This is a genomic window from Arthrobacter sp. StoSoilB19, from assembly GCF_019977275.1.
Classification (GTDB): Bacteria; Actinomycetota; Actinomycetes; order Actinomycetales; family Micrococcaceae; genus Arthrobacter.
Window position 1 is genome coordinate 1,707,348 of the sequence record NZ_AP024650.1, and the last position, 19,901, is coordinate 1,727,248.

Consider the following 19,901-nt stretch of genomic DNA (forward strand, 5'->3'; position numbering starts at 1 on the left):
GGCCGCCGGCCCTCGTGCATCATGCACGTGGACATGGACGCTTTCTTTGTTTCAGTGGAACTCCGGACGCGCCCCGAGCTCCGGGGCAAGCCCGTCATTGTTGGCTTCCCCGGGGAACGCTCGGTGGTCCTCTCAGGGTCATACGAGGCCCGCGCCTTCGGTGTGAAGTCGGCGATGCCCATGGCCGTGGCCATGCGCATGTGTCCGCAGGCGGTGGTCATTGAACCCCGGCACAAGCTGTACTACGAGGTGTCCGGGCAACTGATGGCCATCTTCGAATCCATCACGGGGCTTGTGGAGCCGCTCAGCGTTGACGAGGCCTTCCTGGACGTCACGGGGGCGCTGCGGCGGCTGGGCCCGCCCAGGGGAATCGGCGAGCTCATCCGGCGGCGCGTGGCAGCGGAACTGGGCATTACTGCATCCGTGGGAATTGCGGAAACCAAGTTCGTGGCGAAGATCGCTTCAACGCGCTGCAAGCCCGACGGCCTGCTGCTCATCGGGCCGGACGAAACCGTGCCCTATCTTCACAGCCTTCCGGTAGGCGCCCTTTGGGGCGTCGGCGCCAAGACCGGAGAGGTGCTTGCCAAGATGGGAATCAGGACGGTGGCGGACGTGGCGGCGACGCCGGTGTCGTCCTTGAAGAAGGTACTGGGGGCAACGGGGGAGCACGTGCACCAGCTTGCCTGGGGCATCGATCGCCGTCCCGTTACCCCGGTACGGCTGGAAAAGAGTATCGGCGCCGAAGAGACCTTCGCCGTGGACACCGCCGATGACGCCCTCCTTCGCCGGGAACTGCTGCGGCTCTCCCACCGCACCGCCGCGCGCCTGCGGAGCTCCGGAATGGTTGCCCGGACCGTGGCGCTGAAGCTGCGCTTCGCCGACTTTTCCACCATCACGCGCAGCAGGACAGTCCAGACTCCGGTGGACAGTGCCCAGCTGATCTACGCAGTGGTCATCCAGCTCCTGGAGTCGCTCGGGACCCGGGCCATGGCTGTGCGGCTGGTGGGAGTAAGGGCTGAGCAGCTGGAGGAAGCTGCAAGGACCTCGCTCCAGCTGAGCATCGACCGCAGGGATGACAACTGGCGGGCAGCCGAGCAGGCACTGGACGAGGTGACGCGCAAGTTCGGCAGCAAATCCGTCCTGCCCGCCCGCCTGATGGAGCACGAAAGCCGGCCGGGAGACAGTTCCCAGCGGCCCGCCTGAGTGCCCGCCGGAGGGGTCCGGCAAAGTCATTGCCGTCTTTCAGATCAGCCCTCAACAATCTATCCTTATAGATACATAGTTTTCGAGTGAATGGACTTACTGCCGGACCCTCTTGGACATGCTCCCGCTCCCGCGTACGCGTGCTGCGTTCCTGTTCTGGCCACTGTCGGCCAGGCGGGAACTTTCCAGCAACAGCAGGCGTTTCAAGGGAAGTAGAAGTAGTGGCTGGGATCAGCCCGGACGTTGGCCTACAAAAGGAGGTCGTGATGCCGCTGTCGGAGCACGAACAGAAGCTGCTTGAGCAGCTTGAGAAGCAGCTTCACGAGGACGACCCGAAGTTCGCGAACTCAATGGGTTCGGACCCGGGACGTTCCTGGTCCACGAGGCATGTGGTTATTGGGGTCCTTTGCGCACTTGCCGGCGTCTTCCTGCTACTGGTGGGGGTCACCCTCCAGAACATCTTTGTCGGCGTCCTGGGCTTCGTGGTGATGGGCGGTGGGGTGTACTTCGCCACCATGCGCAGTTCCCGCGGGACGGCCGCGTCAAAGGCCGGCGGCGGAAAACCGGGCAAGCAGCGCAGTTCTTTCATGAGCAACCTCGAAGAGCGCTGGGACGAGCGCCGCAGGGGTGAACCCTAAACAGCCGGGACCTCCGGGTACCAGGCTCCTCCATTTCTCTCCCCCTCGAGGAGGGGGACTGCACGAAAAGACCCGCTGCGGCGGGTCTTTTCGTGTTTAACGGCAATTCCGCCGTCCGGGCGGCCCTGGGACTCCGGTTCGCCCCGCCCGGAGCAAAAAGTCCTCCACTTTCCACCACGGCCTGGATTCCGCGCCATTTCAAGGACCATTTCCCATAAATTACCTGCTCACATGGCAGTTTCGCGTTGACTGTGGTGGAAAGTGGAGTAATGTGGAGGACATAAGAGGGTGGTTGCAACATTAGGGGATGTGCAGTTCCTGACTACGGACAGGCGGTGGGCCAGTGTTTCTGGGCACACACTCGCCGCGTCTGGATGAAAAGGGACGGATCATTCTCCCCGCCAAGTTCCGCGAGGAGCTTGCCAGCGGCCTGGTGCTCACGAGGGGCCAGGAACGTTGCATCTACGTCTTCAGCGAGAAGGAATTTGCACGGGTCCACGAGCAAATGCGGGAGGCGCCAATCTCCTCCAAGCAGGCACGTGACTATATCCGCGTATTTCTCTCTGGAGCCTCTGACGAGGTACCTGACAAGCAGGGGCGCGTGACCATTCCACCGGCGCTCCGGGAGTATGCAGGACTCGGAAGGGAACTTGCCGTCATCGGCGCCGGTACCCGCGCCGAGATCTGGGACGCCCAGGCTTGGAATGAATACCTTGCGGAGAAGGAAACAGCCTTTTCCGAAACTGACGATCCCATTCCGGGCATTCTCTGAATTCCGGAGCGGGGCGGCAGGTGGCTTCTTGGATGAGATCTCCAGCCGGCCCACCGGCTGCCAACCTGGCTCACCTTCCCCGGAGCCAGGCGGGCGGAACGGTAGGCACGGATGGGGATCTGGTCCCAGAAGCAGCAGGTGACAACGACGGCGGGAAAGGACCAGGCATGACCGATCAACCCAAGCCCACGTCCGAACGCCATGTGCCGGTCCTTCGCGACCGGTGCATCAATTTGTTGGCACCGGGATTCGAAGCAGCAAGGCTCCGCGGCGAGACCCCCATCGCGGTGGACGCCACCCTTGGCATGGGCGGTCATTCCGAGGCGATGCTCCAGCGGTTTCCCGACCTCCACCTCATCGGCATTGACCGTGACGAGGAAGCACTCTCCCTGGCGGGGGAGCGGCTGGCTCCGTTCGCCGCCCGGATCGACCTGGTCCACGCGGTGTACGACGAGATCCAGGACGTCCTGGAGGACCTCGGTGTGGCTGAAGTGCACGGGATCCTGATGGACCTGGGTGTTTCCTCCCTGCAGCTGGATGAGCGTGAACGCGGTTTCGCCTACTCATTTGACGCGCCCCTGGACATGCGCATGGACACCAGCCGGGGCCAGACCGCGGCGGACGTGGTCAATACCTACAGCGAAGAGGACCTGGTCCGGATTATCCGCAAATGGGGCGAGGAAAAGTTCGCCGGACGGATTGCCAACAGGATCGTCGCGGCACGGGCCATCAAACCGTTCACCACCACCGGCGAACTGGTGGAGCAGATCCGTTCCGTGGTTCCCGCTTCTGCAGCGAAGTCCGGTGGACATCCTGCCAAGCGGACCTTTCAGGCCCTCAGGATCGAGGTCAACGAGGAACTCGACGTCCTGGAGCGTGCCGTCCCCGCCGCCGTGGCCTCCCTGGCTATCGGGGGCCGCATCGTGGTCATGTCCTACCACTCCCTGGAGGACAAAATCGTCAAAGGCGTTCTCCAGGCCCGCTCCAAGTCTTCCGCTCCCCTTGGCTTCCCCGTTGAGCTGGAAGAACACAAGCCCGAACTCAAGACCCTGACCAAAGGCACCGAGGTGCCCACCGCCGTCGAAATCGCCGAAAATCCGCGCGCTGCCTCCGCCAGGCTCCGCGCGGCAGAACGAATCAGAGCCAGGAGAGCTGCATGAGCACCGCCGCCGTCAAGAACTTTCCCGTTGTCTCAGGCAGTTCGGCGGCCGACACCCGGCGCGCGGCCGACCCCGCCGGTGGACGGAAGGGCCGCACCCCGCTTTCCGTGGTCCGCACTGCGCCGCGGAAACGCCGGGCGCCGTTCGTCGTCCTTTGCTTTGCCATGCTCGCAGTGGCGTTGATGGCGGTGCTGGTCCTGAATATCTCGGTGTCCACCGCCCAGTACCAGCTGGTGGAACTGCGTGCCAAGCAGAGCACGCTGACCAAGACGAACCAGGACCTCACCCAGCAGGTGCAGAACTTCGAGGCCCCGCAGAACCTGGCGGCCAAGGCCACCGAACTGGGAATGGTGGCCTCCACCGTCAAAGGCCAGATCGACCTGTCCACGCTGTCAGTGACAGGAAAGGCCACGCCTGCGGTCAAGGGCGCAGCAGCGGGAGCCGTTATCCCATCGCCGGCGGTGGCCGGACAGCTTATTGTGCCGCCTGCGTCCAAGGGTGACACGGCGGACAAGGCCAGGACGGCAGAAACCGGCAAGGCTCCTGCCGCCGCTCCCTCCGCCGGCGCTGCCCAGGCCCCTGCTGCCCAGGCCGCTGCCGCGCAGGCTGCCGCTGCCGCGCAGGCTGCCGCTGCGGCTGCGGCTGCCGCGGCAACTCCGGCGCCCGAGCTTCACGGCGGCTCTGTTCCGGCGCCCCAGCAGAAGGTCCCCGGACAGTAGGCCAGCAGGCAGGTCAGGCAGCAGCGTCGAGCAGCAAGGAATATCACGGTGGCGGAGACGACCGGCAAAGCAGGAAAAAGCAAGGAACCCAACGCCACCAAGCGCTTGCGACTGGGACTGGGCGTCATGCTCACGCTCCTGCTGGTGGTGGGCGGGAAGCTCTTCCTGGTCCAGGGGCTTGACGTCGGCGGCATGGCCGAAGCGGCACTGAACAGCCGGATGACCTCGGCGATCCTTCCGGCCGAGCGCGGCAGCATCCTGGACTCACGCGGCACTGTTCTTGCCAACAGCGTGATCCGGTACAACATCGTGGTGGACCAGCGCGTCAACACCAAAACGGACGCCTACAAACGCCTCGAGCCCCAGGCCGACGGCCACGACAAACTGGTGGACGTCAGCCGCGACCAGGCGATCTCAGAACTTGCCGCGGCATTGGGCATGGACTCAAACGCGGTCCGTGACGCAGTGACAGGGGAACAGCCCTATTACATTGTGGCCAAGGACGTAAAGCCCGACGTCGAGGACCGCATCTCCAAGCTCCAGGTGCCCGGCATCGTGGCCGAGGGCGTCAGCAAACGCGTCTACCCCAACGGCGCCGTGGCCGGGGGAGTTGTGGGCTTCCTCCAGGACGGCACCACGGGCCAGGCAGGCATCGAGCAGACGCAGGACGACCAGCTCAAGGGCAAAGACGGCAAGCGCCTGTTCGAGATCGGTGCCGACGGGCTCCGCATCCCGGTGGGTCTTGACGAGCTGACCCCACCGCAAAACGGCAAGGACGTCAAACTCACGCTCAATTCCGATCTTCAGTACTTTGCCCAGCAGGCCATCCAGAGCCAGGCGGACAAACTCAGTGCCGAATGGGGCGTCATCATTGTGATGGACGCCAAGACCGGGAACCTCCTGGCCCTGGCTGATACCAACTCCCCGGACCCCAACAACCCGGGGCTGGTGGCGGCCAAGGACCGCGGCGTCCGTTCCGTGACGGCCGCCTATGAGCCCGGCTCGGTGGAGAAGATGATGACGGCTGCAGCCGTCATCGACGAGGGACTCGCCAGCCCCCTGGACCATTTCACTATTCCACCCACCTACACCGTGGACGGCCAGACCTTCAGCGACGCGTTTGCCCATGGCACCGAGGAACGGACACTGGCCGGCATCATCGGTTACTCCATGAACACCGGAACGGTTATGGCCGGACAGCGGCTCAGCAAGGAACAACGCTACGACTGGCTGAAGAAGTTCGGCATCGGCGAGGCACCGGACATCGGACTTCCCGCCACGGCATCGGGCATCCTCACGCCGGCGGACCAATGGGACGGACGCCAGCAGTACACCGTCCTGTTCGGGCAGGGCGTTTCGCAGTCCACCCTCCAGACAGTCCGTGCCTACCAGAGCATCGCGAACAACGGCGTCATGCTGCAGCCGCGGCTGATCGATTCCTACATTTCCCCCGACGGCGCCGAGGAGAAAGTGCCGGCCCAGCCGTCGCGGCAGATTGTCTCCGAAAGCACGGCCCAACAGGTCCAGGACATCCTTGAAAGCGCTGTCACCGAAGGCGAAATCAAGGACGCCGGGATCGACGGCTACCGCGTTGGGGCCAAGACCGGCACGTCCGAATCACCGTGCGACGACGGCAAGTCCGGCTACTGCGGGTACACGGCCTCCATCGTGGGAATGGCGCCGATGGATGATCCGCGGTTTATTGTGGAGGTGGTGCTCCAGCGGCCGAAGGGCAGCATCTACGGCATCACCAACGGACCGGTGTTCCGGTCCGTCATGAGCCAGACGCTGCGGACCTACAACGTCCAGCCTTCCACCGGCCAGCCGGCCAGAATGCCTCAGTACGCCAAGTAGCAGCTGCGCCACGCCGGAAGTACCAGCAGCATCCAGCGCATCACAGTGCCCGGCGCGAACCATGCCGGGCACGCACTAGCACCATCGGAGATCCCCTTGTCAGAGTTCACCACGCCCGGCAACGACACGGCCCGGGACGACACGCCGGGCCGCTTCCGGCCTGCAGCCGTAGCGGCCGTGCCGCTGGCCGCCGTCGGACAGGCCGTTGGCGTAGCCGTCCCCGCCCCCGCCGCCGACGTGGAAATCACTGGCATCTCGATCAACTCACGCACCGTGGAGCCCGGCGACCTGTATGTGGCCCTCCCCGGGGCAAGCAGGCACGGGGCTGACTTCGCCACGGATGCCATCGGGGCCGGAGCTGCCGCCGTCCTCACGGACGAGGCCGGGGCGCGCCTGCTTGCCCTGTCCGCGGACACGCCCGTGCCCGTGCTCGTCCTCGACAATCCGCGCAACGAGGTGGGCCCCCTCTCCGCCATGATTTACCGGAGCCAGTCCGGCGACGGCCGCCCGCTGCAGCTTTTCGGCGTCACCGGGACCAACGGGAAGACCACCACCACCTACTTCATCACCTCCCTGCTGCGTGCACTGGGCCGCCAGCCGGGCCTGATCGGCACCATCGAGATCCTGGCCGGCGCAGAGCCGATCCCCAGCCTCCTCACCACGCCGGAATCGCCCGAAGTCCACGGGCTCCTCGCCCTCATGCACGAACGCGGGCTCGACACCGCAGCCATGGAGGTGTCCTCCCACGCCATCTCGTACCAGCGGGTGGATGGCCTGCTCTTCGACGTCGCCGGATTCACCAACCTCACCCAGGACCACCTGGACCTGCACCACACCATGGACGGCTACTTCGCCACCAAAGCCGAACTCTTCACACCGGGGCGCGCCAGGGCTGCCGTGGTGACGGTCGACGACGAGTGGGGACGGCGCCTGGCCGCCACCACCCAGGTGCCCGTCACCACGCTCAGCACCAGCGGCCAGGCCGCCGCGGACTGGACGGTCAGCGCTGCCTCGCCGCGCGGGCTCGGTACCGACTTCACCCTGACCGGGCCGGCCGGCGCCGTCCTGAACATCCACACCGGTTTGCCCGGCAGTTTCAACGTTGCCAACGCGGCCCTGGCGACGCTCATGGTGCTCACGTCCGGGGTGGAAGTCCCCGACCTCCAGGCCGCCCTGGACAGCAGCGACCCGTTCACCGTGGCCGTGCCGGGACGGATGCAGCTGGTCGCCGAGCAGCCCGCCGCCGTGGTGGACTTCGCGCACAACACCGACGCCCTGGCGCGGGCCCTGGAGGCAGTCCGCTCGCCGGAACCGGACTCCCGCCTGATCGTTGTCTTCGGCGCCACAGGCCAGCGGGACCAGGGCAAGCGGCCGGCCATGGGAGCCATTGCCGCCCGGCTTGCTGACACCGTGATCATCACCGATGACGACCCGCACGACGAAGACGCAGCAGCCATCCGGGCTGACGTGCTCGGCGGTGCCCGGGAGGCCGTGGAAAAGGAATCCCTGCAGGCTGACATCCTTGAGGTCTTTCCGCGGGACGAGGCCATCCGGCACGCCGCAGCGTTGGCGCGGCCGCAGGACACCATCCTGGTGGCAGGCCGCGGCCACGAGGTCTGGCAGGAAGTGAAGGGTGTGAACCTCGCCCTGGACGACAGGGTGGAGCTGCGCAGCGCCTTGACAGCCAGGGGATTCAACGTTCTCCACGACGACCGGATAGAGTCCTAGACCGAGATGATTGCATTTACTGCGGCGGAAATCGCCGAAATCACCAGCGGGCGCCTGGACGCCGATCCCGGAATTACGCCCCTCTCGGTGGTGACGGATTCACGCGAAGCCACCCCCGGTTCGCTGTACGTCGCAAAGCCGGGCGAGAACGCCGACGGCCACGACTTCATCGACGCAGCCTTTGCAGCGGGCGCCGTCCTGGCACTCGTCGAGCGCACCGTCGAGGCGCCGGAAGGCACTGCCTACCCGGCCGTCGTGGTTGAGGATGCAGTCCTGGCAATGGGCGCCCTTGCCGCCGAAGCCGTCCGGCGGATCCGCTCCGCCCGCTCAGAAGGGGGGGAGCAGCTTACCGTCGTGGGGATCACCGGTTCGGCCGGCAAGACCACCACCAAGGACCTGCTGGCCGGCATCCTGGCCGGACAGGGCAACACCGTGGCGCCGCAGGGCTCCTACAACGGTGAGGTGGGCGTTCCGCTGACCGTATTCCGGGCGGACACCGACACCCGCTACCTTGTCATCGAGATGGGAGCCACGGGCATCGGCCACATCCGCTACCTCGCGGAGATGGTCAAGCCGGACATCGGAGTGGTCCTGGCAGTCGGAACAGCACATGCCGGCGAGTTCGGGGGCGTGGAAAACATAGCGCAGGCGAAGGGCGAGATGGTTGAGGGCCTTTCCGCCGCCGGCACCGCCATCATCAATCTCGACGATGAACGCGTCGCCGCCATGCGCAGCCGTACCCCGGCCAAGGTCCTCGGCTTCTCCGCCGACGGACACCGGGACGCCCAGGTGCAGGCCCTGAATGCCGACACCGACGCCGGCGGCAGCCCAGAATTCGACCTGCAGCTGCCCGACGGCGGTGCTCCCCGCCACGTGGCCAGCCGGCTTATCGGAGCGCACCACACTGGAAACCTGCTGGCAGCCGCGGCTGCCGCATGGGCCGCCGGAGTACCGGCAGACCACATCGCAGCTTCGCTGAGCAGCCAGGCCGCCGCCAGCCGCTGGCGCATGGAACGCACGGAGCGGCCGGACGGCGTCACCGTGATCAACGACGCCTACAACGCCAACCCCGAATCGATGCGCGCAGCCCTCCGCACGCTGGCCGACCTTGGCCGCGGCCGCCGCACCTGGGCGGTCCTCGGAGCCATGCTGGAACTGGGGGATGACTCCATCCGCGAGCACACCGCCGTGGGCACCCAAGTGGTGCGCCTCAACATTTCCAGGCTGCTGGTGGTGGGCCGGGAGGCGCGGGCGCTCTACGTCTCCGCCGTGCAGGAAGGGTCCTGGGGCGACGAATGCCTCTTTGCCGAAACCGTGGAGGAGGCCCACGACATCCTGGACACCGAACTCCAGCCGGGTGACCTGGTGCTGTTCAAGTCCTCCAACAGTGTGGGGCTTCGCCATTTGGGCGATCGGATAGCATTACCCCCAACCCCGACCCCTGCCGACGAAAGGAGCACTCTGCTGTGATTGCTCTGCTGATCGGCGCAGGCCTGGCCCTGCTCTTCGCCCTGGTGGGCACCCCCCTTTTCATCCGCCTCCTGGTGCACCGCGGCTACGGCCAGTTCATCCGCGACGACGGCCCGACGTCGCACCACACCAAGCGTGGAACGCCCACCATGGGCGGAACCGTCGTCGTAGCCGCGGTACTGCTGAGCTACGGGCTAACGCACCTCATCATGCTGATGATGAACCCGGATTCGCCCGGGCCGTCCGCTTCGGCACTGATCCTGCTGTTCCTCATGGTCGGAATGGGCCTGGTGGGATTCCTGGACGACTTCATCAAGATCTCGCGGCAGCGGAGCCTGGGCCTCAACGCCAAGGCGAAGCTCATCCTCCAGGGAGCCGTCGGCATCATCTTCGCCATCCTGGCGTTGAACTTCCCCAACAGCGCGGGCCTGACGCCGGCGTCAACGAAGATTTCGCTGGTCCGCGACCTGCCATGGCTCGACCTCGCCTTCGGCGGAACCGTCCTCGGCGCCATCCTGTTCGTCATCTGGTCCAACCTGATCGTCACCGCCGCCACCAATGGCGTGAACCTCACGGACGGCCTGGATGGCCTTGCCGCTGGAGCCTCGATCATGGTGTTCGGTGCATATACCCTCATGGGCATATGGCAGAGCAACCAGGCCTGCGGCTCGCCCCGGGAAGCCGGCAGTGGCTGCTACCTGGTCCGGGATCCCCTTGATCTGGCCCTGCTGGCGGCGATCCTGAGCGCCGCCCTGGTGGGCTTCCTGTGGTGGAACACCTCGCCGGCCAAGATCTTCATGGGCGACACCGGGTCATTGGCTATTGGCGGAGCGGTGGCCGGCTTTGCCATCCTTTCCCGGACCGAGCTCCTGCTCGGCATTGTGGGCGGCCTCTTCGTGCTGATCACCCTGTCCGTCATCATCCAGGTGGGCTACTTCAAAGCCACCGGCGGAAAGCGCGTGTTCAAGATGGCGCCGCTGCAGCACCACTTCGAGCTGAAGGGGTGGGCCGAAGTCACCGTCGTGGTCCGGTTCTGGATCCTGGGCGGCCTCTTCGTCGCTGTCGGGCTTGGCATCTTCTACGCTGAATGGGTTGTTCTGCTGTGACCGTTTCCCCCCGCCTGGCAAATCTTGTCTCCTGGGACTCAGACTGGGCCGGCCTCCGCGTGGTCGTGACCGGCATCGGAGTATCCGGCTTCGCCGCCGCAGACACGCTGATCGAACTCGGTGCACGCGTGGTGGTGGTGGATGCTGCCACCAGCGACACGGCCCGGGCCCATGCCGACACCCTGAAGATCGTGGGCGCCGCCGACGTGCTGCTGGGACCGGACGCCGTCACCCACATACCCCGCATCGACGGCGAACTACCCGAACTGATCGTGACGTCACCCGGATGGCGCCCGGACCAGGCCCTGCTGGCTGCCGCGGCCCGGGCACACATTCCCGTCTGGGGCGACGTCGAACTAGCCTGGCGGGTGCGCACCCGGGAAGGCCGGAAGACGGCCGACTGGCTTGCCATCACGGGCACCAACGGCAAGACCACCACGGTTGGACTCACCGAATCGATGCTGCGTGCCGCCGGGCTCAAGGCGATCGCGGTGGGAAACGTCGGCACCCCTATCCTCGATGCCCTGCGGGACCCCGTGGAGTACGACGTCTTCGCCGTCGAACTCTCCAGTTTCCAGCTGCACTGGGCGGAATCCGTGTCGCCGGTAGCCAGCGTCTGCCTCAATGTGGCCGAAGACCACGTGGACTGGCACGGTTCCTACGACTCGTATCTCGCCGACAAGGCGAAGGTCTACGAGCGAACCCAAAAGGCCTGCATCTATAACGCGGAGCAGGTGGAAACCGAACGCATGGTGGAAAACGCGGATGTGGTGGAGGGTTGCCGCGCTGTGGGCTTCACGACGGTCACTCCCGCGGTCAGCATGCTCGGAGTGGTGGAAGGACTACTGGTGGACCGGGCGTTCATTGAGGAACGCAGGAACAGCGCTGCCGAGCTGGCCTCAATGACCGACCTTGGTCCGCTGGCTCCGCGCCACATGGTTGCCAATGCCCTGGCCGCCGCCGGCCTCGTGCGCGCGTACGGTGTGGACGCCAAGGCTGTCCGCCAAGGCATCCTGGACTATGTCCCGGGCGACCACCGGATCCAGCCTGTAGCCCGCCTGAACGGCGTCCTTTGGGTCAACGACTCCAAAGCCACCAACCCGCATGCGGCGTCCGCATCCCTGTCGGCCTTCAGCAACGTGGTCTGGATCGCCGGCGGCCTCTCCAAGGGCGTGAGCTACGACGACCTGGTGAGGGACCACGCAGCCCGGCTCAAGGCCGTGGTACTGATCGGAACGGACTCCTCCCAGCTCCGGGAGGCCCTCCGGCGACACGCGCCCGATGTCCCGGTGATCGAGCCGGGGGCAGGCGAGACTGAAGGAGTGCAGACTGCTCCGGCGCCCGGTGGCACTTCCGCCGGTTCCACCGGCAACGGAGAACAGGTGATGTCCCGGGCCGTTGCGTCAGCGGCACGGCTCGCCGAATCCGGCGACACCGTGCTGATGGCGCCGGCAGCTGCTTCCATGGATCAGTTCTCTTCCTACGCTCACCGTGGTGGTACTTTCATCGACGCTGTCCGCGAGCTGGTGGAAGGGAAGGCCCAGACCGGCGAGGAGTAACGATGGTCAGCACGCCCACCCGGCCGAAGGGTGGCAAGCCGCAGGGTGGCAAGCCACGCCCCGGCTCCACGGCCACCCGGCAGCCTGCTGCGGCGGGCGCGAAGCTGCGGACCCTCTACCGCCGGTTCTGGTCGGCGCTGGAGGGGACAGGCACGTCCCGGAACGGCTCCACGTACTACCTCATCCTCGGCGCCACGCTTGCGTTGACGGCTATCGGGATCATGATGGTCCTCTCCGCCTCCAGCGTTGAGTCCATCGCTGCCGGCAAGTCCCCCTACGGGGACGCCCTGAAACAGGGGATCTTCGCAGCGATCGGCATCTTCACCATGTTCGTGCTCTCGCGGATCAACGTCGTCTGGCTGAAACGCCTCGCATGGCCCGCCGTGGGTGTTGCCGTGCTGCTCCTGGGCCTGGTGCAGGTGGTGGGAGACGAGGTCAACGGCAACCGGAACTGGATCGACCTGGGCGGGATCACCTTCCAGCCTTCCGAAGCGGCCAAACTCGCCCTTGCCCTGTGGCTGGCAACGGTGCTGGCCCGGAAGGGCAAACTGCTCAGCCGGTGGCAGCACGTGCTGGTCCCCGCAGTGCCCATGGCAGCCATCGTCATCGTGCTGATCCTGGTGGGCAACGACCTCGGCACCGCCATGATCATCATGATGATCATGGCCGCCGCACTGTTCTTCGCAGGTGTTCCGCTTTACCTCTTCGGCATCGCCGGCATCATCGCTGCTGCCGGCACCGCTGTCATGGCCATCACCAGCTCCAACCGCATGTGCCGCATCACCTCGTGGTGGACCGGCCAGTCCTGCGCCGACGGCATCGACGCCAACTACCAGGCCACCAACGGCATGTACGGCCTTGCCTCCGGCGGCTGGCTGGGTGTGGGCCTGGGGCAGAGCCGGCAAAAGTACAGCTGGATCCCCGAAGCCCACAACGACTTCATCTTCGCCATCATCGGCGAGGAACTCGGCCTGGTGGGGACCGTCGTCGTCCTGGTCCTTTTTGCCATCCTGGGTGCCGCCATCTACCGCGTGGTGGTGGCACAGGAGGACATGTTCCACCGGGTCCTGGCCGGCACCATCATGGTCTGGCTGCTGGGCCAGGCAACCGTGAACATGTCCGTGGTCACGGGTTTGATGCCCGTCATCGGCGTGCCGCTGCCGTTCATTTCCTACGGTGGCTCGGCGCTGCTGATGTCACTGTGCGCCGTGGGCGTTGTCCTCTCGCTGGCGCGGGAGCAGATGGCTCCGGCCATGCGGCCCAAACGGATGCTGAAGTTCAAGGCCCGGCCAGGGCGGAAACAGAACCAACCAAAGAATTCCAGAAAGCGTGCCTGACCCCAAATGAGTGCGACACACCCTTCCATTGTCCTGGCCGGCGGCGGAACGGCGGGCCATATCAGCCCGCTGCTCGCCATCGCCGCCGCCCTCCGGAGCGAAGCCCCGGATGCCGCCATCCTGGCGGTTGGTACGCCCTCAGGCATGGAAACCCGGCTGGTTCCGGCCGCCGGCGTGCAGCTGGCCACGATCGACCGCGTGCCGCTTCCGCGCAAGCCCTCCGCAGACCTGCTCCGCCTGCCGGCCAGGCTGGCCGGCGCAGTCCGCCAGGCCGGCGCCATCCTGGACCGGGCGCAGGCCGATGTCCTGGTGGGCGTAGGCGGTTACGTGTGCACGCCGATGTACCTGGCGGCGCGGAAGCGCCGGATCCCCGTGGTGATCCATGAAGCCAACGCCCGTCCGGGACTGGCCAACCGTGTGGGGGCCTTCCTGAAGGGCCGGGTTGCCGTGGCCTTCGAGGGCACCCCGCTGCCCAATGCCGTGCACGTGGGCATGCCCATGCGGAAGGAGATTTCCGGCCTGGACCGGAAGAGCGCCCGCACCGCCGCACGCGAGGCGCTGGGGCTCGATCCCCAGCAGCCAACCCTGATCGTCACCGGCGGTTCCTCCGGCGCCCAGAGCATCAACCGGACAATCGCCGCCGCCGTTGGCCACCTTGCGGACGCCGGTATCCAGACCCTCCACATCACCGGCCGCGGCAAGACAGTCCTGGACCAAACGGGCCAACCCCTCGCTGCGGATGGCTACCGGCAGGTGGAGTACATCGACGGCATGGAGCTTGCCTATGCCGCGGCCGACCTTCTCCTGGCCCGGTCGGGAGCGGCAACGGTGAGCGAAGTGGCCGCAGTCGGCGTCCCGGCAGTCCTGGTGCCGCTGCCCATCGGAAACGGGGAACAGGCGCTGAACGCGGCCGGCCTGGTCGCCGCAGGCGGAGCAGTGCTGGTGGCCGACCGTGACTTCACTCCGGAATGGGTTGCCCGGGAGCTGATCCCGCTGGTCACCGATAAAGCACGGCTGGCCGAAATGGAAGCCAAGTCCTACCGGCTCGGAATCCGAAATGCCGACCAGCGCATGGCTGGTCTTGTCCTGGAAGCGGTATCTGCATGAGCCCCCACAACACCCCCCGGCTGGAATCCCTGGGAAAGGTGCACTTCATCGGCATCGGGGGAGTCGGCATGTCCGCCGTGGCCCGCATCATGGTGGCGCGCGGAGTCCCGGTCAGCGGATCCGATGCGAAGGACCTGCCCGTCATGGCCGACCTCGCCGCGGCCGGGGCGCGCATCGCCGTCGGCTACTCCGCCGGAAACCTGGCCGACGCGCAGACCGTGGTTGCGGGCTCGGCCATCCGCGGGGACAACCCCGAGCTCGCCGCGGCGCGGAAGGCGGGACTGCCCGTGCTGCACCGGTCCCAGGCCCTGGCAGCCACCATGGGCGACGACACCGTGGTAACGGTCGCTGGAACACACGGCAAGTCCACCACCACCTCGATGGTGACGGTGCTGCTCCGCGCGGCGGGCCTGGATCCGTCCTTTGCCGTCGGCGCCAACATCCCTGCACTCGGCGTGAACGCTGCGCATGGTACGTCCGGGATCTTCGTTGCCGAGGCTGATGAATCCGACGGCTCCTTCCTGAACTACCGGCCCCGCATCGCCGTCGTCACCAACGTGGAACCTGACCACCTTGATTACTACGGCACCGCTGAAGCCGTCTACGAGTCGTTCGACCGCTTCACGGCCCTGTTGCCCGCTGACGGCCTCCTGGTGGCCTGCGCCGACGACGCCGGAGCCCTGGCCCTGGCGGAGCGGACCCGGGCGCGGGGCAACACACGGGTGGTCCTGTACGGCACCGGTGATGCGGCGGACGTCAGGCTGGACGACGGCGGCCCGGGGCAGGTTGCCATATCCGCCGGCGGTGCGCGGTTGCCTTTGTCATTGCAGGTGCCCGGACGGCACAACGCGCTGAACGCCGCAGCCGCCTTTGCGGTGGCCCTCGAGCTCGGGGTGGACGCGGCAGCCGCGGCCGCCGGCCTGGCCCGCTTCTCCGGCGCGTCCCGCCGCTTTGAGCTCAAAGGTGGGGCACGGGGCGTGCGGGTATTCGACGACTACGCCCACCACCCCACGGAGGTTCGCGCCGCCCTCACCGCAGCCCGCTCGGTGGCAGGCGGCCACAAGGTCCATGTCCTGTTCCAGCCGCACCTGTTTTCCCGGACCCGTGAATTCGCGGCAGAGTTCGCCGATGCCCTGAACCTGGCCGATACCGCCCTGGTCCTGGACATCTACCCGGCGAGGGAAGACCCGATCCCGGGCGTCACGAGCCAGCTCATCGCGGACCACCTCACGGAGGGCGGTCGGCTGGTCACGGCCGACGACGCCGTAGGCACCCTGGCACGGGCCGCTGCGGACGGGGACGTTGTCCTTACCGTGGGCGCCGGCGACGTCACAGCCTACGGCCCGAAAATTGTGGAGGCGCTGAGTGCCTAGCTCCCGACGCCCCACCTACGCCCCGGCCGCCCGGAACAGGCGGCCCGATCCCGGCTCCGGGAAAACTGCCGCGAACAACGCAGGTGACAATGCCCCCAATGGGGCCGCATCTTCCCCGACCCCCGCAGCCGGTGGCAGCGGCGACGTGATTACCGCGTCCCGCAGCGTCCCGGACCAGGCGCCCTCCAATCCGGCCAAGGAACAGCAGGCCTCCGGCGCGACAGTCCTTGCGTTCCCTGAGCCCAAAGGCCGGCGCCGCCGGAAGAAGATCCTCCTCGCCGTGGGAACGGTGCTGGTTCTGGTGGCCGGGCTGCTGGCCGGAGCCGTCTACTCGCCGGTCCTTGCCCTGCAGAACGTCTCGGTGACAGGCACGCGGCTTCTCACCCCGGCCCAGGTGCAGGCTGCGCTGGAGCCCCTGCGCGGCAAGCCGCTGCCGCAGATCAGTGACGACGACGTCCGCAGGCTCCTGGACAACCTGATCCAGGTCAAGTCCGTGTCCGTCGAGGCACGGCCGCCGTCCACCCTCGCCGTCGCAGTGCACGAGCGGGTGCCCGTGGCGCTGGTCAAGCAGGGGGAGCAGTACCAGCTGGTGGACGTCGACGGCGTCCAGCTGGCAACCACGGACGATCCGGCGTCGGCGTCGCTGCCGGTGATCGACGGCGGCGCCGGCGCGATCGGCCAGGACCTGTTCCGCGCCACCGCCGCCGTCCTGGGGGCCCTGCCGGCCGACGTACTGGCGAAGCTCTCGAACGCGTCCGCGCAGTCCGTGGACGCCGTTGAACTCAAGCTGGTGGACGGCCAGACCATCGTGTGGGGCAACGCCTCCGAGAAGGAACTCAAGGCCAAGGTCCTGGCCGCCCTCCTCAAGGCTCCGGCCGATCCCAAGAATCCGGTCAGGGTCTACGATGTCAGTGTGCCCCGGCACCCCGTGACGCGCTGAGCGCTTTCTTTCCCGGTATTAATCCGACACGCGGACCCGGTTATTGAATGTGGGAACCAGAGGAAATACCGTCACAGACAAGAGTTACTTGACATAACTATAACCTTCAACTCGAAGGTTAAGGTTGCAGGCTTCAAGCTCTCCATCAGTTTTCGCAATAAGACACGAACAAGGGACACGTAACGTGGCAGCTCCGCAGAATTACTTGGCCGTCATCAAAGTCGTCGGCATCGGCGGCGGTGGCGTGAACGCAGTCAACCGCATGATCGAGGTCGGCCTCAGGGGTGTTGAATTCATCGCCATCAACACCGACGCCCAGGCCCTGCTCATGAGCGACGCCGACGTGAAGCTCGACGTCGGACGGGAACTGACCCGGGGCCTGGGCGCCGGCGCCAATCCCGAGGTGGGCAAGCAGGCCGCCGAGGACCACGCGGACGAGATCGAGGAAGTCCTGCGCGGCGCCGACATGGTCTTCGTCACCGCCGGTGAAGGCGGCGGCACCGGTACCGGCGGCGCGCCCGTCGTCGCCCGCATTGCCCGCTCGCTCGGCGCCCTGACCATCGGCGTGGTCACCCGCCCGTTCACCTTCGAGGGCCGCCGCCGTGCCGGTTCCGCCGAGGCCGGCATCGACGCCCTGCGCGACGAGGTGGATACCCTGATCGTGATCCCCAACGACCGTTTGCTGTCCATCAGCGACCGCAACGTGTCCGTGCTCGACGCCTTCCGCTCCGCGGACCAGGTCCTGCTGTCCGGTGTCCAGGGCATCACCGACCTCATCACCACGCCCGGCCTGATCAACCTGGACTTCGCCGACGTCAAGTCCGTCATGCAGGGTGCCGGCTCGGCCCTCATGGGCATCGGTTCCGCCCGTGGCGAAGACCGCGCCGTCAAGGCGGCCGAACTGGCCATCGCCTCGCCGCTGCTGGAAGCGTCCATCGACGGCGCCCACGGCGTCCTGCTGTCCATCCAGGGCGGCTCGGACCTTGGCCTGTTCGAAATCAACGAGGCCGCGCGGCTGGTCCAGGAAGTGGCCCACCCCGAGGCCAACATCATCTTCGGCGCCGTCATCGACGATGCCCTGGGCGATGAAGCACGCGTCACGGTCATCGCTGCCGGATTCGACGACGTCAAGGCCACCTCGCCCTCCATGGACCAGTCCCAGCCGCAGACCGCCCCGCAGCGGCCCGCTGCCCCTGCCGCGGCGCCCGCCTCTGCCCACCCCCAAAACGGAAACCACCAGGGCAACGGAAACCACCAGCAGAACGTCCAGCCGATCCATGCCGGTGTTGGTGCCGCGGGACTCAGCAACTGGGGGCAGCAGCGCCCCGCTGCCGTCCCCGCTGACTCGGGCTTCGACGTCGACCTGCCCTCCGTCGTGGAGCCGGACCTGACCGGCACCCACCCGGATGACCTGGATGTCCCCGACTTCCTGAAGTAGGCACCGGTTTGTTTCACTGGCGCGCCGACATCCTCCCCGGGGTGTCGGCCGCATTCACCGACGTGCATGCGGGAAACCTTGCCCTGCATGTAGGAGACGATCCCGCTGCCGTCCTGGAGCGCAGGGCACGCCTGGAGCGGTCCATCGGAGTCGCGCCCCGGGCGCTCCGCTTCATGAACCAGGTCCACGGGACCAGCGTGGCGCTGATGGAAGCGGAGTCTCCCGGCCCTGAAGCCGACGCCATGGTGTCCCGCGGACTTCCGCTGGCCGTCATGGTTGCGGACTGCATTCCGGTGCTGCTTGCCGGGGAGTCCGCGGCCGGGCCCGTGATTGCCGCGGTGCACGCCGGCCGCCCGGGCATCGCAAACGGTGTCCTTCCTGCCGCCGTGGACAGCATGCAGTCCCTTGGCGCGTCACGGATCCGGGCCTGGCTGGGACCCTCAATCTGCGGGTCCTGCTACGAGGTTCCTGCAGCACTGCGGGATGAGGTGGCTGCCGTGGTCCCCGCCGCCCGGAGCACCACGTCCTGGGGGACACCTGCCCTGGACCTTCCTGCCGGTGCGCGCAGCCAGCTCGAGGGTGCGGGCGTGGGCGTGGAATACGCAGGGGGCTGCACCCTTGAGACGGAAACGCTCTATTCGTACCGCCGCGACCGCAATACCGGCCGTTTTGCCGGGTTGGTCTGGTGCCATGACTGAGGTTGCAGGTACCGGGCACGGCAGTGCGGATGACTCGCGCAGTGCCGAACTTGCGGAACGGCTTGCCGCCGTACGGAAGCGCATCGCAGCCGCGGCTGCGGGCGCCGGCCGCGGGGACAGGCTGCCCTCCCTGATCGTGGTCACGAAGTTCCACCCCGCGGACGATATCCGGCGCCTGGCCGCCCTTGGAGTTACGGATGTGGGCGAGAACCGGGACCAGGAGGCTGCCGCCAAAGCCCTCGAGCTGGCAGACCTGGACCTGACGTGGCATTTCGTTGGCCAACTGCAGACCAAGAAGGCCAAGTCCGTGGCCCGCTATGCCTCCGCCGTCCATTCCGTAGACCGGCCCCAGCTCGTGGAGGCGCTGGCCAAGGCGGTTCGCCACGAAATGGACGCCACCGGGCGGGCACCCCTGGACTGCTTCATCCAGGTCAGCCTTGAGCACGACGGCGGCACGCACCGCGGCGGTGCGGACCCCACCGACGTGCCACTCCTGGCAGAACGGATCGCCGGGTCGGAAGGCCTGAACCTGGCCGGCGTGATGGCAGTTGCCCCGCTGGGCGCGCCACCTGAGCCGGCGTTCGAACAGCTCGCGGGAATTTCCGCCCGGCTGGCTGCGGACTACCCCTCCGCCACTGCCATATCGGCAGGCATGAGCCAGGACCTGGAGGCGGCCATCAAGTTCGGGGCGACACACCTGCGAATCGGTTCGGATGTTCTCGGTTCCCGTCCCGCCGTGGGGTAGCGTCGGAGCTATTGGAAGTGATGGGCGGGGGACTCCAGTGCTGTCAAATCATTG

At 66.8% G+C, this 19,901-nt stretch carries 17 protein-coding genes; all 17 read left to right on the plus strand.

The annotated features are described in order from the left end of the window. Window positions 1-21: 21 nt before the first annotated feature. Window positions 22-1,203 (plus strand): DNA polymerase IV, encoded by a 1,182-nt coding sequence (gene dinB, locus LDO86_RS07880; RefSeq protein ID WP_018771510.1) that lies wholly within the window; start codon window positions 22-24, stop codon window positions 1,201-1,203. Window positions 1,204-1,469: 266 nt separating this feature from the next. Further along, a complete protein-coding gene (locus LDO86_RS07885; protein ID WP_018771511.1) occupies window positions 1,470-1,841 on the plus strand; it encodes a DUF3040 domain-containing protein in 372 nt (123 codons plus the stop codon). A gap of 343 nt (window positions 1,842-2,184) precedes the next feature. Further along, on the plus strand, window positions 2,185-2,613 hold the full coding sequence (gene mraZ, locus LDO86_RS07890; protein WP_018763545.1) for a division/cell wall cluster transcriptional repressor MraZ: 429 nt from the start codon (window positions 2,185-2,187) through the stop codon (window positions 2,611-2,613). A 167-nt stretch (window positions 2,614-2,780) separates the two neighbouring features. Continuing rightward, window positions 2,781-3,773 carry a 16S rRNA (cytosine(1402)-N(4))-methyltransferase RsmH gene (gene rsmH, locus LDO86_RS07895; protein ID WP_018771512.1) on the plus strand — a complete coding sequence of 331 codons (993 nt, stop codon included), beginning with the start codon at window positions 2,781-2,783 and terminating at the stop codon, window positions 3,771-3,773. Next, window positions 3,770-4,492, plus strand: a complete 723-nt coding sequence (locus tag LDO86_RS07900; protein ID WP_018771513.1) for a hypothetical protein — start codon at window positions 3,770-3,772, stop codon at window positions 4,490-4,492. The genes rsmH and LDO86_RS07900 overlap by 4 nt, the downstream gene beginning before the upstream one ends. 48 nt (window positions 4,493-4,540) lie before the next feature. Continuing rightward, on the plus strand, window positions 4,541-6,346 hold the full coding sequence (locus tag LDO86_RS07905) for a penicillin-binding protein 2 (RefSeq protein WP_018771514.1): 1,806 nt from the start codon (window positions 4,541-4,543) through the stop codon (window positions 6,344-6,346). 96 nt (window positions 6,347-6,442) lie between these two features. Beyond that, window positions 6,443-8,074, plus strand: a complete 1,632-nt coding sequence (locus LDO86_RS07910; RefSeq protein ID WP_018771515.1) for a UDP-N-acetylmuramoyl-L-alanyl-D-glutamate--2,6-diaminopimelate ligase — start codon at window positions 6,443-6,445, stop codon at window positions 8,072-8,074. Between the two features lie 6 nt (window positions 8,075-8,080). After that, the gene (gene murF / locus LDO86_RS07915) at window positions 8,081-9,544 is read left to right on the plus strand and encodes a UDP-N-acetylmuramoyl-tripeptide--D-alanyl-D-alanine ligase (RefSeq protein ID WP_018771516.1); all 1,464 of its coding nucleotides are present in this window, start codon (window positions 8,081-8,083) and stop codon (window positions 9,542-9,544) included. Beyond that, complete coding sequence (gene mraY, locus LDO86_RS07920) at window positions 9,541-10,650, plus strand: phospho-N-acetylmuramoyl-pentapeptide-transferase (RefSeq protein ID WP_018771517.1); 1,110 nt, start codon at window positions 9,541-9,543, stop codon at window positions 10,648-10,650. The genes murF and mraY overlap by 4 nt, the downstream gene beginning before the upstream one ends. Further along, window positions 10,632-12,209 (plus strand): UDP-N-acetylmuramoyl-L-alanine--D-glutamate ligase, encoded by a 1,578-nt coding sequence (gene murD, locus LDO86_RS07925; protein WP_026266110.1) that lies wholly within the window; start codon window positions 10,632-10,634, stop codon window positions 12,207-12,209. Before mraY ends, murD begins: the two co-directional genes overlap by 19 nt. Before the next feature lie 2 nt (window positions 12,210-12,211). Further along, window positions 12,212-13,546, plus strand: coding sequence for a putative lipid II flippase FtsW (ftsW, locus tag LDO86_RS07930; protein ID WP_018771519.1), 1,335 nt, complete (start codon window positions 12,212-12,214; stop codon window positions 13,544-13,546). A gap of 6 nt (window positions 13,547-13,552) precedes the next feature. Beyond that, window positions 13,553-14,653, plus strand: coding sequence for an undecaprenyldiphospho-muramoylpentapeptide beta-N-acetylglucosaminyltransferase (gene murG / locus LDO86_RS07935; RefSeq protein WP_018771520.1), 1,101 nt, complete (start codon window positions 13,553-13,555; stop codon window positions 14,651-14,653). Then, on the plus strand, window positions 14,650-16,026 hold the full coding sequence (gene murC, locus LDO86_RS07940; protein ID WP_018771521.1) for a UDP-N-acetylmuramate--L-alanine ligase: 1,377 nt from the start codon (window positions 14,650-14,652) through the stop codon (window positions 16,024-16,026). Before murG ends, murC begins: the two co-directional genes overlap by 4 nt. Before the next feature lie 145 nt (window positions 16,027-16,171). Continuing rightward, on the plus strand, window positions 16,172-16,966 hold the full coding sequence (locus LDO86_RS07945; protein WP_018771522.1) for an FtsQ-type POTRA domain-containing protein: 795 nt from the start codon (window positions 16,172-16,174) through the stop codon (window positions 16,964-16,966). Window positions 16,967-17,150: 184 nt separating this feature from the next. Next, window positions 17,151-18,404 carry a cell division protein FtsZ gene (gene ftsZ, locus LDO86_RS07950; protein WP_018771523.1) on the plus strand — a complete coding sequence of 418 codons (1,254 nt, stop codon included), beginning with the start codon at window positions 17,151-17,153 and terminating at the stop codon, window positions 18,402-18,404. 8 nt (window positions 18,405-18,412) lie between these two features. After that, window positions 18,413-19,102, plus strand: coding sequence for a peptidoglycan editing factor PgeF (gene pgeF / locus LDO86_RS07955; RefSeq protein WP_018771524.1), 690 nt, complete (start codon window positions 18,413-18,415; stop codon window positions 19,100-19,102). After that, a complete protein-coding gene (locus LDO86_RS07960) occupies window positions 19,095-19,847 on the plus strand; it encodes a YggS family pyridoxal phosphate-dependent enzyme (protein ID WP_018771525.1) in 753 nt (250 codons plus the stop codon). The genes pgeF and LDO86_RS07960 overlap by 8 nt, the downstream gene beginning before the upstream one ends. Window positions 19,848-19,901: the final 54 nt, after the last annotated feature.